Genomic DNA, 14,975 nt, shown 5'->3' with positions numbered 1-14,975 from the left:
GGGGGGCCTGTTCGGGAGGGATCAGCCAACGAACAGGGAGAGGTGACTCATGACGGTGCAGCCTGTGGGCAGCCGGCCGGGAGGCGGCGTACAGAAGGGCTCCTCCGGCAACGGCCTGGCCGACGTCATCGACACGATCCTCGACAAGGGGCTCGTCATCGACGCCTACGTCAGCGTCTCGCTGATCGGCATCGAGATCCTGAGCATCGACGCCCGGATCGTCGTGGCGAGCGTGGACACCTACCTGCGGTTCGCCGAGGCGACCAACCGGCTCGACCTCACGAAGTCCAGGAAGCCCGGGCTTCCCGAGGTCGTCCAGACCGCGATGAGCGGTGGAGGCGGCCAGCAGGCCCCGCAGCCGGAGCAGCTCGAACAGCTCAAGGAACGCAGCCCCTTGGAGGCCGCGGGCGACAAGCTGAGCGATTTCTCCGACGCGATTCCCCGGCAGAGCAGGAAGGAGGGCTGACATGGCCGAGTCCGCGACCTACATCTACGGCGTCGTCCCGCAGGACATCGAGGTCGACGAAGAGGCGAAGGGAGTGGGCGACCCGCCCGCGCCCATCACCGCGATCCGTCACGGCAAGATCGCCGCGCTGGTGAGCGACGTCAGTGCGGGCCGTCCGCTCGGCACACCCAAGGATCTGTACGCCCACGAGCAGCTCCTCAACGCCACCGCGGCGGAGGTGCCCGTGCTGCCCATCCGCTTCGGCGCGGTGGTGGCCGGCCGCGACGCCGTCGTCGAGGAGTTCCTGGCGCCCTACCACGACGAGTTCGTCGCCGCCCTGAACGAACTGGAGGGCCGCTGCCAGTACGTCATCAAGGGCCGCTTCGTGGAGGAGACGGTGCTCGGCGAGATCCTCACCGAGAACCCCGAGGCCGCGCAGCTCCGCGAGGAGATCAGCACGCTGCCCGAAGACGCGGCCCGCGACCACCGCATCCGCCTCGGCGAGATCATCAACCAGTCGATCGAGGCCAAACGCGACGCCGACACGGCCGCCATGTGGGACCAGGTCGAACCCGTCACGGTGATGCAGACCGTCCGGCCGCCGTCGCACGAACTCGACGCCGTGCACATCGCCGTGCTCGTCGAGAACAGCCGCCAGGACGACCTCGACCGCGCCGTCGAAGACCTCGGCCGCAAGTGGTCGGACCAGGTCGAGCTGAGCCTGTTCGGCCCGATGGCGCCGTACGACTTCATCGTCTCGCAGGACCAGGACGGCGAGTGATGGGCCTGTTCACCTCGATCCTGGAACTGCCGCTGGCCCCCGTCAAAGGGGTGATCCGGCTGGGCGAACTGCTGCGCGACGAGGCCGAGCGCAAGCTGCGCGACCCGACGGTGGCCAGGCGGGAACTGGAGCAGATCGAGGCCGCCCAGGCCGCGGGCGAACTCACCGAAGAGGAGGCGTCCGAGGCCATGAACGCCGTCCTGCAGCGGATGATGCCGCCGGAGGGAGAGTGACCCATGGCCACCCTGACGGCCGTGACGGCAGGTGAGGCCGGAGTGAAGCTCATCTCCGGCCTCACCTCGAAGGAGGCGGAGGGCGTCACCCTGGTCGAACCGGCGGAGTCCGGCTGGCTGGTGGTCGTCGAGGTCGTCGAAGACCGCCGCATCCCCTCCTCCGGCGACATCCTCGCCCTGTACGAGGCCGACCTCGACAAGGAGGGCAACCTGCTGTCGTACCGGAGAAAGGCCAGGTACCGCCGAGGCACGGGAGGTTGATGAGATGACCGACGGGTCACGATACGTGCCGGCCGTACGACCCGGCTCCCAGCCCGCCGCGCGCAGAGAACCCGCCAACCTCGGCGACATCCTCGAACGCGTCCTCGACCGGGGCGTGGTCATCGCGGGCGACATCCGCGTGAACCTGCTCGACATCGAACTGCTCACGATCAAACTCCGCCTGGTGATCGCCTCGGTCGACACGGCCAAGGAGATGGGCATCGACTGGTGGGAACACGACCCCTGGCTGACGGGCGACAGCAAGGCCCTCCAGGACGAGAACAGGCGGCTCCGCGCCCGCCTCGACGCCCTCGAATCGGGAGACCGCCATGACTGACACCGCCACCTACCTGTACGCCGTGACCCGCTCCGAGCCGTCCGACGAGATCGAGGGCCTGCGCGGCGTGGCCGGGACCGAGGTCCGCACCATCGCCTGCGAGGACCTGCTGGCCTACGTGAGCACCGTCTCCCTCGACGATTTCGGCGCCGAACCCTTGCGACGCTCGATGGAAGACCTCGACTGGCTCGGCGAAACCGCCGGCGCCCACCACCACGTGGTCGAAGAGGTGGCCGACCGAACCCCGGTGGCCCCGGTGCGATTGGTCACCGTCTATCGCGGCGACGACCAGGTGAAAGCCCTGCTCCGCGACCGCCACGACGACTTCGTGGACGTCCTCTCGAACGTCACCGGCCGCCGGGAGTGGGGCGTGAAGGCGTACGTCGACCTGAGCGCCCCCGGCCCGACCCAGACGGCGCCCTCACTAGGCGGACCAGGCACGGCCTACCTGAAGAGACGCCAGGCGGGCCTGCGCAGCCGCGAGGACGCCTGGCGGCAGGCCGCCGCGCACGCGGAACGGCTGCACGAGACGTTGTCGTCGGTCGCCGTGGCCAGCCACCGCCACCGCGCCCAGGACCCGGAACTGTCGGGGCGCAAGGAGGCGATGCTGCTCAACGGTGCTTACCTGGTCGAGAGCTCACGCGACGACGAGTTCCTGAAGACGGTCGACGACCTGCGCGACCGTGGCGTGGAGATCGAGCTGACCGGCCCGTGGGCGCCCTACTCCTTCACCGACCTGGAGGTGCGCGGTGACGGTTGACCCTCCGCGCGGGGCGGCGCTGGCCGAACAGGGGCGACTGCCCGCTGAACGGGTCGCGCTGGTCGACCTGCTCGACCGGCTGCTGGCCGGCGGGGTGGTGGTCAGCGGGGACCTGGTGTTGTCCATCGCGGACATCGACCTGGTGCGGATCTCGTTGCGCGTTTTGATCATGTCGGTGCGGGAGAACCTGGGGGAGGCATGAACGAACCTGTGCGGACGCCACGGATGCGCATCCAGGCCGACTCCGAGGCGATGGAGCGGGACCTTTCCCGGCTGGTGCTGACGTTGGTGGAGCTGGTGCGGCAGCTGGTGGAGCGACAGGCGATTCGGCGGATGGAGCAGACGGATCTGACGGATGAGCAGATCGAGGTGCTGGGGTTGACGCTGATGCGATTGGAGGAGGCGATGACGGAGGTGTGCGAGCGGTTCGGCTTGTCACCGTCAGAGCTGAACCTGGACCTCGGCCCCTTGGGAACCCTCCTGCCGGAAAACTGACGACGACTAATTCATGTGTCGAACAAGGAATAGGTTCTGGTCATATATTCAAGTTACGGGACCGCTGAACTCTCTTGAGCAGCAAGAACAGTGGTGCGGCCGGTTTGCGCCCCACGGATCGAAATAGACGATCTTACTCGGCCTGGTTGTAAGTGGTTAATATAAGCCTGTCGGGAGGCCGGTCAAGTTGGGGGCGCCCCAGCGTGAATGATGAAATCGGTTGGCCGCAGCGGCCACGGCCGGAGTGGCCCGCCACTCTTGAGGTTGAGAATCTGCTGGCGGCGGGATGGCGGCCCAGGCCCTTCCGGCAGTTCATTCTCAAGGTGCATAGCCGCTGCAACTTGTCCTGCGATTATTGCTACGTCTACGCACACGCGGATCAGAGCTGGCGGACCCGGCCGCGAGTCATGCCAGACCACGTGGTCGACGCCGCACTGCGGCGGATCGCCGAACACGCGCGCACCCACGATCTCGGGGCAGTAAGGCTCATCCTGCACGGTGGCGAGCCGCTTCTGGCCGGCCGGCACTGGCTGACGGCTCTGATCGAAAAGACACGAAGCGCTCTGAGGGTTGACGTCGAATTCGTCATGCAGACGAACGGACTCCTGCTGGACGAACGTATTCTCGACACCCTGGTCGAAGCGGGTGTGCGTATCGGCGTCAGTCTCGACGGCGGGGAACAGGACAACGACCGCCACCGGAAGACCGCCGGCGGTACCGGGTCGTACGACGACGTCGCCAGGGCGTTGGCGCTGCTGACCCGTCCCGCGTTCCGGTCGAGCTACGCGGGGATCCTCTGCACCGTCGACGTGGCGAACGACCCGGTGGCGACCTATGAAGCCCTCGCCCACTTCGACCCGCCGATGATCGACTTCTTACTGCCCCACGGCACCTGGGCCGATCCGCCGACACCTCCTGTCGGTGACCCGTCCGCGACCCCGTTCGCCGATTGGCTGATCGCCGTCTACGACCACTGGAGGGCCCAGCCGGCGGGCGCGCCCCGAATCCGGTTGTTCGGAGAGATCGTCTATCTCCTGATGGGAGGCACCTCCGGCGTGGAGGCCGTAGGTATCACTCCCACCACTTCGCTTGTGGTGGAGACGGACGGGACGATCGAGCAGTCGGATTTCCTGAAAGTCGTCGGCACGGCTGTCGGCACCGGGAAGAACGTGACCGACCACCCATTCGACGACGTCCTTTTCCGGCCGGATGTGGCCGTTCGTCAGATGGGGATGGACGGTCTCGCCGCAGAATGCCGGTCATGTCGTTATGGGCGCGTGTGCGGAGGCGGGCACTATGCGCATCGATACCGTAAGGGCAGCGGTTTCCAGAATCCATCTGTCTACTGCGCCGACCTCTATCGGCTGATCAACCATATTCATGGGCGGATCCAGGCTGATCTGGGAGGGGCGCGACATTGAATCGCCTGCATACCGTTCCCGGTGAGCTTTTCGCGGAACTCGCCGCTGGAGCGGGGGGCGAGCCCGCCATGCGGCTTCTCGCCGCGGCGGAACGCAGCAGGCATCTCCTTCTCGTGCGCAGCGTGATCATCGCCGCCCGCCGGACCGGCCATGAACGCCTGTGGGAACTGGCCGAGGCGTACGACCTGCTGGCCGGACTCCACGAAGACCACCCCGAGGCGGTCGAACGCGTCCTGTGCTACCCCACGGTCGGAACGTGGGCCATGCGGGTTCTTCGAGCGCTGGTGAGCAAAACCGGTGGGGGTCCCGTCGCGCTCGCCTACCTGCCGGGCATGGCGCTGGCCGCCGCGGTGATCGCGGGAGCCGACGCCGAACTCGACGTCTCCGTGCCGAGTGGCCGTGTCGTACTCCCCACACTGGGCGTGGCGCGCCTGGCGTCGGCCCCCCGGGGCAGCGTGGGCCGGGTGACCGTCCGGACCGGCACGACCGGAGGTGAGATCACCGGCTTCGGGGGTGCCACGTCGATCCCACGCAGTCCAGACCAGTACGCGGAGTCTTGGACGGGCGTCCGCAGGCTGACGACCTGCCATCACGACCGCGTCCTCGACGTCTACCTGGATGACGTCGATCCCTTCCGGATCCCGGAGGGCTGGCCCGCCCCGCGACGGCGTACCCACGTGGTCGAACGGTGGCAGGAAGTCCTCGAGGAGGCCTGGGCCCTGCTCGTCGACCACCATCCCCTGTACGCGGAGGAGGTGGGGGCGGGCGTCAGGATGATCACTCCGACACATCCGCCGCGAGGCCGCACCGTGAGCTCCACCTCCCGCTACGCGTTCGGCGAGTTCGCCGGCTCCCTTCCCTCCGACGGCCGGATCCTGGCGTCCCTCTTGGCGCACGAGATCCAGCACGCGAAGCTCTGGGCCCTCCTGGGCCTGGTCTCGCTGGCTGAACCACCCAAAACGGTAGACCCACTCCTGCTCTACGCGGCATGGCGCGACGATCCGCGCCCTCCGGTCGCGCTCCTGCACGGCGCGTACGCGCATCTTGCGGTGGCCGCCTTCTGGCGGGTCCAGCGGCTTCTGGACGAAGGACAGGCCGCCCAGCGGGCCCATGTCGAATACGCCCGCTGGCGGCGGCACACCCGTCAGGCCATCGAGACGCTCCTGGAGAGCGGAAGCCTGACCGAGGTGGGAGTGTCCTTCGTAACCGGTATGGCCGCCGCCCTCGCACGCTGGCAGAGCGACGACATCCCTCTCTCGGCCGACCGCGAGGCATCGCGGGCATCGGCGGAACACCTTCGGGCGTGGCAGGACCGCAATGCCCGGTGACGCCCTCAGACGGCCGACGGTTCGAAGTCGGTGTTCAGCCGGTCGCCACGCCGGACGACGTCGACATCGGGATAGTCGGGACCGAGGGTTCGCGTGAATCGCTCAATGGCGTCCGCCCGAAGCTCGTCCGCGCGATCGGTCTCTCCGAGCGCGCGCAAATCTATGCCGAGGTTGGCGGCACAGGCGAGAGTGTGCGGATGATCCGCCTTCAGGACGTCGTGGAACAGTCTCAAGGCCTTATCGCCGAGTCTGACGGCCTCCGGCAGGTCGCCGGTCTCGGCGACGCTCGCGGCGAGATTGGTGGCGCACGTGAGCGTGTAGTGGTGTGCCTCGCCCAACGTGTCGGTCAGTCCGTCGAGGGCGTCCTTGAGCATGGCACGTGTTCGGGACGCGTCACGGAGGAGCCTGAGGGCGATGGCCGTGTTCAGGGCGGAGGCGAGCGTGAACGGGTGCCTGGCGCCCAGGATCCGGCGGTATTTCGCCGTCGTCTCATTCGACAACGACGCGGAGGCGTCGAATTCGCCCACGAGCCGCTGGCAGTTCGCCAAGGTGGCGGCGGCGGCGAGCGCACTCGGATGCTCCTCCGTATAGGCGTCCCGGAATCGCTGGTAGACCGAGGTCGCGAGTTCGAAGGCGCCCGCGTAGTCGCCTGACTTCCGGCGGGCGATGGCCAGTTCTCTCGCCTGGTTCAGCACATCGAGATGCGTTTCCGGCAGGATGCGCTGGCGGATGATGTCCTGGTAGATCGCGTAGACGCGTTCGCCCTCCAGCCGTGCCTCGTGATAGCGGCCGAGGAGCCGAAGGTCGCGGGCGATGGCGTTGCTGGTGAACGCGACCCGCCAGTGGGCGTCGTTGCCGTAGAAGTCTCGCCGCACCTCGAAACTCTCCTGATCGAGGCGCAGCGCGTCTTCGTATCGGCTGGCGAGCGCGTTGTCGAGGGCGATGTTGCTCAACACCCGCTGTGTGTTGGGATGCGTCGATCCGAAGTTGCTGCGATGAGGGGCGAGCGAAGCCTGGTCCGAGGCGAACGCGTCGGAGAACCGGCCGACCGACCGCAGGATTCCCCCGTGGATGTTCGTGAGGATCAGCGTCTCGTCATGGTGGGGTCCGTGCGCTTCCCGCAACCTCTTCAGCGTGTCCTCGCTGAGAGTGATGGCTTCGCGCTGACGACCCAGGATCACGAGCAGGTTCGTCTTGAGCCGACGCATGATCAGCAGATGGAGGTCGTTCTCGTCGTCGCCCTTCTCCCACTCGCGAAGGGCGCTGTCGATCCACCTCTCGCACTCCTTGTGGTCACCCTTGACGAGCAGGTAGCGAGCCATGTTGGTGACGAGGCGGCGGGTGTCCGGCTCGGCGCATTCGATGATCTCCGCCGGGATGACGTGCGGCAGAAGTTGTTCGTACGCCGGCCAGGAGGTCTCGTCGTCCGGGCGGTCGGGGTCGGTGGCGCCCAGGAGGAGATGGACGTCGTGCCGGGCCGCGCGGCGGGTCTCCTCGGGGAGTTCGTCCCGGATGAGCCGCTGGGTTATGCGATGCATCTGGAGGGTCCGCCGCAGGTTGTCGATCCGGGCCAAGGCGTAGCGGGCCAGTTCCCGGATCGCTTCGCTCATCCGGTAGGGGTCTTTGATCGTCCGCTTAAGGCCGGAGTCGGCCAGCACGTGGCGGCCGATGTTGATGAGGTCCAGTGAGATCGGCTCGGGCCCGAAGTAGGCGATGCGATAGAGAAGCTCCATGGCGGAGGGGGTTCTCTCGCGAATGTTGGAGAGCGAGACGCTCCACGCCGCGGCGACCGAAGTCGGATAGTCGAGAGAGGTGCCCTGCCCGAGGATCTTGCTGGCCGCAGTGCCGAGTTCGGAGAGGTAGGTGTCGACGCTCATCGCGGTCTCAGCCATGAGCGCGCTCGCCTGCTCAAGCGCGAGAGGAAGATCTCCGAGTTCTGCGGCCAGCCGGTCGGCCTCCTGGTCGGTCATCCCCTCGACTCTGCGTTGCAGGAACGCCTTGCTCTCCTCGCGCTCGAACACGTCGACGTCGAGCGTCGGCGCCCATGACTTCCAGCGATGGTTGCGCGAGGTCACCAGAACGTGGCCCATCCCTCTGGGCAACAGGTCACGGAGATCTTCCGGCTGATCCGCGTTGTCGAAGACGACCAGCCAGCGTGAATAGGGCTCACCCCGGCGCAGGGCCTCCCGCACGGCGTCGATCAGGTCCTCCTGCCGCCCGATGGGAATGCCGGTGACGCCCAGGCGGGGGGCGAGCGAGGCGAGTGAACCCCGCAGCAGAGCCGGCTGGTCCGCGGGGATCCAGCAGATCAGGTCGTAGTCGCCGGAGTATCGATAGATGTACTCGATCGCGAGGTGTGTCTTGCCCACCCCGCCATATCCCTGGAGAGCGTGGATGACGAGTGCGTCCTTCTGCTCACCGAGCAGCATGCGCAACTGGTAGAGCAAATCCGAACGGCCGGTGAAGTTGGCGTTGCGCTGAGGAACGTCCTTCCAGACGATGGGCGCAGAAGCCCCTTGCCTATCAGAGCCAGCCACTCCAGGCCTCCCGGTGTCATCTGGTAACAAAGATGGTATCTCTCAATATCGCAATACTGCTTGCGGCGACAGCCCGAAAGTCCGAAATGGGGTATATTGCGCCAGCCTGAATGGCACGTCTGGACGTAGCGCCTATCCTGATTTATCAATGAAAGAACAGATGGGCATGTTTCGAGGGGCGGCCATGGCTGAACTGCAGAGTGATCTCATCAGGCTCGACGACGAGCGGCTCGGCGACCTAGCTCGGATGGACGACGATCTCCTAGCGGACGTGGTCCGCCGGCTGATGGTTGAGCGAATGGGCGTCGACGACCCACTCGCCCGTTTTGATGCCGGATTCTGATTTCATGGGTTAGATTCGCCACCGTGCAGAACCGGATGAATCTCTGAGCGGTGGCGTTGATGCCCAAGTTCGACTGGCAGCGGTTGATCGATTGCCTCCAGCGCGGCGACTGCGTGCCGTTCATCGGATCAGGCATGTGCAGCCCCACTCTTCCCACCGGCGGCGAACTCAGCTCGATCTGGGCGAAGCGCCTGAGATATCCCCTCGGTGATCCGAGCTCGCTTCTCGAGGTCATGGAATACGCCATGATCAAAGCCGAGGATCCGATTTACGTGAAGCGTCAGGTGCTCGACTACCTGGACTCCTTGGGCAGACCGGATTTCGACGACCCGGACGAGCCCCACCGCCTGCTCGCGAAGTTTCCCATCGGGCTGTACATGACCACCAACTACGACCCGTTCATGGCCGATGCGCTGGCCATCGAGGGAAAGCTACCCAAGCGGATCATGAGCCCTTGGTACCTGAGCCGCGACGAACCGGACCCGAGCGAAGACCTTGAGCCGGATCCCGCCGAGCCCATGGTCTTCCATCTGCACGGCAGTTCGCAGAACCCCCGTTCACTGGTGCTCGGACGCAGTGACTACGTCAACTTCCTGCTCGGTCTCACCAAGGACTACCGCGTGACGGAGCGGGCGCTCATCCCTCTGTCGATCAGGCCGAACCTGGCGGAGCAACCCCTGCTCTTCGTCGGTTACCGGCTTCAGGACTGGACATTCGAAGTGCTGTTCCGAGGGATCCAGCAAATGGTGCCCGAGGGCCACAGACGGCGTCATATCAGCGTGCAGTTGTCCCCGCTGGATCTTTCCGACCGCCACAGACGGGCAGCGGAGAGATATTGGGAAAGCTATTACGCTAGATGGAACATATCTATATATTGGGGTAAGATCACTGACTTCTGTGCCGAACTGCGCCACCGTCTGAGGTGGAGTTAATGGACAATCCCTATGTCGGGCTGAACGCCTTCGGGTCCGATGACGCACACCGCTTCTTCGGGCGCTCGCGAGAGGCCCGGGATCTGGCGTACCTGTGGCGCAGTAACCGGGTCGTGGTCCTGTTCGGGCCGTCGGGGATAGGGAAATCTTCGCTGTTACGGGCCGGCGCTATTCCACGCCTGCGCCCGGATGCGAGCGATCTGCTGGCGGTCGGCCGGCTCGCGCCCGGCACGTCCTTCCCGGCCCCCAGTCTCGAAGATCACAATCCTTACACCTTCAGTCTCCTGTCATCGTGGTCGCCGGCTGAATCTCCCTCGTCGCTGGTGGGCAAGACGATCTCGGAGTTTCTGCTGGAACGCACTCGTACGACGGGGAGATATGAAGATCCAGTTCCGATCTTCGCCGCGATCGATCAGTACGAAGAGGTTCTGAACACTCCGCCCGCCTGGCAGCGGTCGGCGGATGAATTTCGCGGCGAACTCAATCGGGCGCTCAAGGACGTGCCCCATCTGAGGCTTCTGATCGCGGTGCGAGGAGACGCGGTCGCGGGGATGCTCGACCGTGAGACGAACCTCGGCGCCGAGCATCAGGCCCTGATGCGCCTCGAACCCCTGTCGCCCTCGCAGGCGCTCGCGGCGATCACCGACCCGCTCGAGGAGACGGCGCAGTCGTACGCGCCGGGTGTCGCCGAGGCTCTGCTGGACGATCTGCGCACGGTCCGGATACGCGACGTCCTGGGCGCCGTCCATGAGATCGAGATCGGTTCCGTAGAACCCTGGCAGCTGCAGTTGGTGTGCACGCGGTTATGGGATCGCCTCCCTCCAGGGCGGGAGGTGATCAGTATGGAAGACGTCCGTGAATTCGGAAGCGTGGGCCAGACCCTTCTGGAGACCTGCCAGAGAGAGGTCGTGACGGTCGCCGAGCGGTTGAGGCTCGCCACGAGCGACGTGTGGATCTGGCTGCGAAGCCACTTTATTACGGAGTTCGGCACGCGAGCGCAGGTGTACGAAGGCCCTCATCTCACGAGGGGAATGCCCAATCCCGTTCCGCGAGATCTGGAAAATCGGCATCTCCTCCGCTCGGAATGGAAACATGGCGTTCGATGGTACGAGTTACAACATGACCGGTTGATCGAACCGGTGCGGCGCGCAGCGCAGATGGCGCGAGTGGCCGGAGACGAAGGACAGGGTCCACAAACGCCCGCGACACTCGCCGGCCCGAACGAGTACCTGCAAGCCGCGGAGAACGCGCTTGCCGAAGGACACCTCGCCCTGGCCAAGCAGTACGCGAAGGAAGCGGGGCGGCTGACCGAGCACAACGCGGCGGTGGAGGCGGGCTGGCTCTACGCCGAGGTCGAGTCCTTCCTCGGCAACGTCGAATTCCACCACGGACGGCTCGACGACGCGGAACGGCGATATTCGAGCGCGATCCGGTTGTTCGGCGCACTTGGCGCCAAGCCCGCCGCGGCACGACTGATGGCGGCGGTCGGGCGGATCCATCTCCGGCGCGGTCGATACGCGAAAGCGATCGAAACCCTGCAATCGTCGCTCAAGGAACTGCCGGGCGATCAGACGATCCGCGTGGACCTGGCGAGGGCCAACTGGTTCGAGGGCCAGCTGGGCGCGGCAAGAGGACTCTACGATTCGGTCCTCGCGGTCACCGACAACGCGGAGGCGCTCTCGGGTAGGGGTCGGGTCTCCGTGGAACTTTCGGATTTCGACCGGGCGTTTTCCGATCTCGATCGGCTGTTCGCGCGATATCCCAGCCGTAAGCGGGACCTGGAAGCGCGTGCCGCCCACGCGGTGGCGCTCGCCGAACTCGGCCGGACCGAAGAGGCGACTGCCGAGATAGACGCGGTTTTGCCGGCAGCCGCAGACAACGGACCAGTGCTTCTCTACGCCACCTGGGTGGCTCAGCGGTGCCGAGACGTCAAAAGGGCCAGGCGACTGGCCCAATCGGCTCTGGAGGCCACGGGCCCGCCTCTGACGGGAGCCCTCTTCTCTCGCCTTCGAGACGTGCTCTAATCTCTGCTCTCTGCTGCAAAAAATCTTGCGCTTGCGGTCGCCCGGTCTTCCGGCAGGGCAACTAGGTGTCTGCTTATGGACAGGATTGGTCCATATGTCGCCTGGCTCCGTACCTGGGGATGAGCAGTCGCGATAACCAGTAACGCAGGTGGCCGGTAAGACATTGAGGTGCTAGGGAACGATGGACAGTCGACGAGGCCGATCGAGGTACGTCTTCGCGGCCGCGTGGACCGGCTCGTTCTCGTCGATGCTCGCCTCACGGATGTTCGGCGTGACCTACCCGCTGCTCGCACTGGCGATCCTGGGCTCGGCGACTCAAGCCAGCTGGATCGGCTTCGCCTGGGCTCTGCCACACGTGCTTTTCTACGTGCTCGCCGGCGCGCTGGTCGATCGCTGGGACTATCGGGCGATCATTCTGATAGCCGACACCGCACGCGCGATCGCTATGGTGAGCCTCGGTGCCGCTCTGCTGTTCACAGAACTCACCTTCATCCACCTGATGGTGGTCGCCTTCGTCGAAGGCGCGCTCTCCGTATTCCACAGCCTGGCCGTGACCGCCGCACTGCCGTCGATCGCCCGAACTCTTCAGGCGGCGAACCCGGCTCGCCATTCCAACCTCGGCCTTTCTGACGCGCGTCTGCACAAGGGGGTCAGCCTTCATGAGACCGGCGCGCAGGTAGCAGTTTTCTTGGGCCGCCCACTGGGCGGATTCCTCTTCGGCCTTTCGCAGTGGGTCCCGTTCCTCGCCGGTGCCGTTCTTTTCGGCTTCTCCCTTCTGGTCACGCGATCGCTGCCGCGTGACAACCGGTTGAGAATATCAGACCGCAGGAATTTGACGGCGGAGATCATCGAAGGCTATCGAAAGCTTGTCGCCTTCAAACCGCTCTGGGCGGCCACCGTCGTCATCGTATTCACCAACGTGGCATTCCATGCACTCATCTGGATCTTCTATTCCGCCATGGGCGAGCAGGTCTCGCCCCTCGTCATCGGCCTCGTCGTCGCTCTGACGGGCATGGGAGGTCTGACCGCGTCAGCCTTCCACCGACCGGTTCAGGCGTACTTCAGGACACTGTTCGGCGTGCCCGAGGACAGGATGCCACGTTACCGTTTACTCCGGGCTCCTGTTTTCTCCTGCTCGGCACGAGCCACCCGACCGCCATTCGGTGTCTCGCAGGTTTCGAGCGTTTCATCGACGCGAGACATCTCCTCAATGTGGAGCGACTCGTCGGCGCAGGACTTCATGGCCCCCCGCAAGCGGCGCAACGCCCCCAAGGTTTCCATGATGCTTTTCCACGCATGGTGCTGGGTGGCGGCACTCGCCCTTTTGTGGATCTTCGGTCAGAATATCTACACATTCATCGGTGCTCTGACGATCATGGGGGCCGCCGGTGGTTTAAGCAACGTATACGTCCGTCTGCTCATCCACGAGCACATCGCTCCAGATGTGGTGGGCAGGGTGGTGAGCGTTTCTCGTCTCCTGGGCTATGGCGGGATCGCTGTGGGGCCCCTGGTGGGTGGGCTGCTGATCTCCTGTGGGGGAGAGGAGTTCGCCGTCGAACTTCTTCTGGGGTTCGTAGGGGCCGTCGCTCTGTTGGGGACTGCTGTCCCGGGGTGGCGGAGGGCGTTCTTCGTGCCGAAGCCCGACGACCTCAACCGCGCTGCAATCGAGAGCGCCGACCCGCTGCCAGAAACCGATCAACGGGTGAACGACGTCCAGCCGTCTGAGGGCACGTTCACCACGGTTAGTGGGCGCCCTGCGCGAGACATGGATACTTAGAGTCCGGCTCAGGCGTCGCCAGTAGCGCGGAGACAGCGGGAAAAACAAAAGTCCTGGTCGCCTTTCGGCTGACCAGGACTTCATGGGGTAACAGTTGTGTCCGAGGGGGGACTTGAACCGTTCGCCTACGTTCTGAGCAGAGTCGACGCTCCGTGGCTGGACATATCGTGCCCCTGACTGATGACCATCTCCATAGGCGCGGGGCCGATTGCGCCGGGCAGGTCTGGACCCTGACGCCGTCGAGACGATCCCCACACTCGGGGGGCCGGCGTTGTCAGGTCGACCAGTGTGGTCCCGGCCGCGGGACGATCCCCTCAGGCGCGGGGTCGACGACACGATGGTCTCGGCGACCTCGGGGGCGAAACGGACCATCCCCGCAGGTGCGGGGTCGACGTGCCTGGCCAGCTCGGCGAGCGTCATCCAGACGGACCCTCCCCGCAGGCGCGGGGCCGACATGAGGCCCGCGTTGTGGAGCGAGGTGAGCAGGGGACCATCCCCGCAGGCGCGGGGCCGGCATGGCGGGGACCAGCGCGTTCATCATCCCGGCGGGACCATCCCCGCAGGCGCGGGGCCGACGCGGGTAGTCACTAACGCAGAATGTACGGACCGAGACCATCCCCGCAGGCGCGGGGCCGACTGCCACGAAGACGCGATCAGCAACGAGTCCACAGGACCATCCCCGCAGGCGCGGGGCCGACGCGGAAGCGGGCTGGGCCGGCGGCATGACGACGGGACCATCCCCGCAGGCGCGCGGGGTCGACGAGGTCGTCATCCCGCACGACCTGCCACTCAAGGGACCATCCCCGCAGGCGCGGGGCCGACTTGAGACCATGCTTCTGCCTGTAACGAATGATCGGACCATCCCCACAGGCGCGGGGCCGACGACAAGCTCTCGCGCGACCAGCTCGTCGAGCGCGGACCATCCCCGCAGGCGCGGGGCCGACCGGCCCTCACCGTTCCGGCATTCGCCGCAGGGAGGACCATCCCCGCAGGCGCGGGGCCGACGTGGCGTTGACGGAGCCCTTGGCCTTGCCCAGCGGACCATCCCCGCAGGCGCGGGGCCGACGGGGCGCCCAGGGCGACCGCCGCCCTGCACAACGGACCATCCCCGCAGGCGCGGGGTCGACTACTCGGGGAAGGACTACGGCGGCAAAACCTCCGGACCATCCCCGCAGGCGCGGGGCCGACGACGCCCAACCCCGATAATGGGCATCCGATGCAGGACCATCCCCGCAGGCGCGGGGCCGACAGCCCAGCGTCGACCAAGCCGTCAATCGCCGCCGGACCATCCCCGCAGGCGC

At 66.0% G+C, this 14,975-nt stretch carries 15 protein-coding genes and 1 CRISPR repeat array (1 of these 16 running past the window's edge); of the genes, 14 read left to right on the top strand and 1 reads right to left on the bottom strand.

Annotated features, from left to right (window positions below; genetic code table 11):
* Positions 1-49: 49 nt before the first annotated feature.
* The 10 genes from gvpJ (AW274_RS43130) (at position 50) to AW274_RS07760 (ending at position 6,061) form a co-directional block, all read left to right on the top strand.
* The gene (gvpJ, locus tag AW274_RS43130; protein WP_062430409.1) at positions 50-466 is read left to right on the top strand and encodes a gas vesicle protein GvpJ; all 417 of its coding nucleotides are present in this window, start codon (positions 50-52) and stop codon (positions 464-466) included.
* Between the two features lies 1 nt (position 467).
* Positions 468-1,226 carry a GvpL/GvpF family gas vesicle protein gene (locus AW274_RS07800; protein ID WP_062430408.1) on the top strand — a complete coding sequence of 253 codons (759 nt, stop codon included), beginning with the start codon at positions 468-470 and terminating at the stop codon, positions 1,224-1,226.
* Positions 1,226-1,459 carry a gas vesicle protein GvpG gene (locus AW274_RS07795; RefSeq protein ID WP_062430407.1) on the top strand — a complete coding sequence of 78 codons (234 nt, stop codon included), beginning with the start codon at positions 1,226-1,228 and terminating at the stop codon, positions 1,457-1,459. The genes AW274_RS07800 and AW274_RS07795 overlap by 1 nt, the downstream gene beginning before the upstream one ends.
* A gap of 3 nt (positions 1,460-1,462) precedes the next feature.
* Entirely contained in the window at positions 1,463-1,720 is a 258-nt protein-coding gene (gvpO, locus tag AW274_RS07790) for a gas vesicle protein GvpO (protein ID WP_062336523.1), read from the top strand.
* Between the two features lie 4 nt (positions 1,721-1,724).
* Positions 1,725-2,057 (top strand): gas vesicle protein GvpJ, encoded by a 333-nt coding sequence (gene gvpJ / locus AW274_RS07785; protein ID WP_083973931.1) that lies wholly within the window; start codon positions 1,725-1,727, stop codon positions 2,055-2,057.
* A complete protein-coding gene (locus tag AW274_RS07780) occupies positions 2,050-2,817 on the top strand; it encodes a GvpL/GvpF family gas vesicle protein (protein WP_062430406.1) in 768 nt (255 codons plus the stop codon). The genes gvpJ (AW274_RS07785) and AW274_RS07780 overlap by 8 nt, the downstream gene beginning before the upstream one ends.
* The gene (locus AW274_RS07775; RefSeq protein ID WP_062430405.1) at positions 2,807-3,019 is read left to right on the top strand and encodes a gas vesicle protein; all 213 of its coding nucleotides are present in this window, start codon (positions 2,807-2,809) and stop codon (positions 3,017-3,019) included. The genes AW274_RS07780 and AW274_RS07775 overlap by 11 nt, the downstream gene beginning before the upstream one ends.
* A complete protein-coding gene (locus tag AW274_RS07770) occupies positions 3,016-3,312 on the top strand; it encodes a gas vesicle protein K (protein ID WP_062336529.1) in 297 nt (98 codons plus the stop codon). Before AW274_RS07775 ends, AW274_RS07770 begins: the two co-directional genes overlap by 4 nt.
* A 203-nt stretch (positions 3,313-3,515) precedes the next feature.
* Positions 3,516-4,733 carry an FxsB family cyclophane-forming radical SAM/SPASM peptide maturase gene (locus AW274_RS07765; RefSeq protein ID WP_232320031.1) on the top strand — a complete coding sequence of 406 codons (1,218 nt, stop codon included), beginning with the start codon at positions 3,516-3,518 and terminating at the stop codon, positions 4,731-4,733.
* Between the two features lie 68 nt (positions 4,734-4,801).
* A complete protein-coding gene (locus AW274_RS07760; RefSeq protein WP_062430404.1) occupies positions 4,802-6,061 on the top strand; it encodes an HEXXH motif domain-containing protein in 1,260 nt (419 codons plus the stop codon).
* Positions 6,062-6,066: 5 nt separating this feature from the next.
* Here AW274_RS07760 and fxsT read toward each other — a convergent pair whose 3' ends face one another.
* Positions 6,067-8,598, bottom strand: a complete 2,532-nt coding sequence (gene fxsT, locus AW274_RS07755; protein WP_063813173.1) for an FxSxx-COOH system tetratricopeptide repeat protein — start codon at positions 8,596-8,598, stop codon at positions 6,067-6,069.
* A 184-nt stretch (positions 8,599-8,782) separates the two neighbouring features.
* Between fxsT and AW274_RS07750 the strand changes: the two genes are divergently transcribed.
* The 4 genes from AW274_RS07750 (at position 8,783) to AW274_RS07735 (ending at position 13,674) form a co-directional block, all read left to right on the top strand.
* Positions 8,783-8,941, top strand: coding sequence for a hypothetical protein (locus tag AW274_RS07750; RefSeq protein WP_157519887.1), 159 nt, complete (start codon positions 8,783-8,785; stop codon positions 8,939-8,941).
* Positions 8,942-9,000: 59 nt separating this feature from the next.
* The gene (locus tag AW274_RS07745) at positions 9,001-9,873 is read left to right on the top strand and encodes an SIR2 family NAD-dependent protein deacylase (RefSeq protein WP_157519885.1); all 873 of its coding nucleotides are present in this window, start codon (positions 9,001-9,003) and stop codon (positions 9,871-9,873) included.
* Complete coding sequence (locus tag AW274_RS07740) at positions 9,873-11,897, top strand: tetratricopeptide repeat protein (protein WP_062430400.1); 2,025 nt, start codon at positions 9,873-9,875, stop codon at positions 11,895-11,897. Before AW274_RS07745 ends, AW274_RS07740 begins: the two co-directional genes overlap by 1 nt.
* A gap of 181 nt (positions 11,898-12,078) precedes the next feature.
* Positions 12,079-13,674, top strand: a complete 1,596-nt coding sequence (locus AW274_RS07735; protein WP_062430399.1) for an MFS transporter — start codon at positions 12,079-12,081, stop codon at positions 13,672-13,674.
* A gap of 793 nt (positions 13,675-14,467) precedes the next feature.
* Positions 14,468-14,975: direct repeats of the CRISPR family, unit length 28 nt; unit sequence GGACCATCCCCGCAGGCGCGGGGCCGAC (it continues 1,786 nt past the right edge of the window).

Origin of the sequence: Herbidospora daliensis, from assembly GCF_001570585.1 — a bacterium.
GTDB lineage: Bacteria > Actinomycetota > Actinomycetes > Streptosporangiales > Streptosporangiaceae > Herbidospora > Herbidospora daliensis.
Note: the sequence above shows the minus strand (reverse complement) of the source record. Positions and strands in the feature narration are given on the sequence as shown.